Below are 1,324 nucleotides of genomic sequence, written 5' to 3' on the forward strand. Positions count from 1 at the left end.
GATGCTCCTATGGTTGTCAAGCGGCGGGGTCAGGGTCGTTTGTTGTGATGATTTGGTAGAGCTCGCGGGCGATGTACCGCTTGAGGCAGCGGATGATCTCTTTCTTGGATAGGCCGTCTTTGGTGCGTCGCTGCATGTAGGCGCGGGTGTTGGGGTCCCAGCGCAGCCGGGTGAGTACGACGCGGTAGAGGGCGGCGTTGGCCTGTCGGTCGCCGCCGCGGTTGAGGCGGTGGCGGGTGGTTTTGCCGGACGAGGCGGGTAGTGGGGCGACGCCGCAGAGCATGGCGAACGCGGTTTCGGAGGTGATCCGGTCGTGGTTTTCGCCGGCGGTGACCAGGAGTTGACCGGCGACGTCGGGGCCGACGCCGTGGACGGTGAGCAGGTCGGGGTTGATGGCGGTCACCAGCGGTTCGAGCAGTTCGTCCAGGTTGGTGATCTCGGCGGACAGTTGTTGGTGGCGGCGGGCCAGCGACCGGAGGGCGAGCTTGACGGCGGTGGCTGGGGTGGCGGCGTTGGCCCGGTCGCCTCGCAGGTTGGCGCAGGTGGCGATCAACTGTTTGACGGGCAGGCCGCGCAGCCGGCCGCGTAGTTCGTCGGGGGCGGTGACGATCAGGGTCTTGATCTGGCGTTGGGTGTCGGCGCGTTGCTCGACCGCGCTGCGCCGGGCCACCCGTAGGTTGCGTAGGGCTTCGACGCGGCCGTCGTGTTGCTTTGGGGTGCCGGTGCGGTCGCCGGCCAGGGCGGTCTTGGCCGCCGCGATGGCATCGATCGGGTCGGACTTGCCCTGCAAGCGGCGCATCTTGCGGTTCGGGCGGTCGACCTCGATCACCTCGACACCCTCACCACGCAGCCGGCGGGCCAGGCCCGCCCCGTATGCGCCGGTCCCCTCGACCCCGACCCGGCCCAGGTGGCCGTGGCCGCGCATCCAGGCCAGCAGGGCGGCGTAGCCGGCCACGGTGGCCGGGAACTGCTCGGTGCCCAGCACCCGCCCGAGCGGGTCGATCACCGCCGCGGTGTGCGTATCAAGGTGGGTGTCGACCCCACCAACAACCTCGATGACGGCAGGGTCGGGTGTAATAGAGGGCATCGTCGTCCTCGCGCTCGTGATGGTGGGCAGGGCGACACGCACCAGCCGGGCAACGCGGACAAGACAGAGTCGGGGCCTCTAGCCAGGCTCCTATTAGGTCACAAACCCGCGCCGGTGAGTGCACGAGCACCTCCCGACGGAGGCCGACAAATCGTCTTCCAAGACCCGAAGTCAGTCCGTCGTAGGGTCAGACCCCCGACGGGAGGTGCTCACAAACATCATCTCTGTCCGTCGTGG

1 protein-coding gene is annotated in these 1,324 nt (G+C 68.4%); it reads right to left on the bottom strand.

All coding sequences use genetic code 11. The features are described from left to right. Window positions 1–16: 16 nt before the first annotated feature. Entirely contained in the window at window positions 17–1,087 is a 1,071-nt protein-coding gene (locus ACTMTJ_RS45340) for an IS110 family transposase (RefSeq protein WP_441225306.1), read from the bottom strand. Between the last annotated feature and the right edge of the window lie 237 nt (window positions 1,088–1,324).

Source organism: Phytohabitans sp. LJ34 (assembly GCF_052068095.1).
Taxonomy (GTDB): domain Bacteria; phylum Actinomycetota; class Actinomycetes; order Mycobacteriales; family Micromonosporaceae; genus Phytohabitans.

Bases quoted from the DNA above. Each gene is read 5' to 3' on its own strand.
- ACTMTJ_RS45340 (WP_441225306.1), bottom strand. From the start codon at position 1,087: ATGCCCTCTATTACACCCGACCCTGCCGTCATCGAGGTTGTTGGTGGG.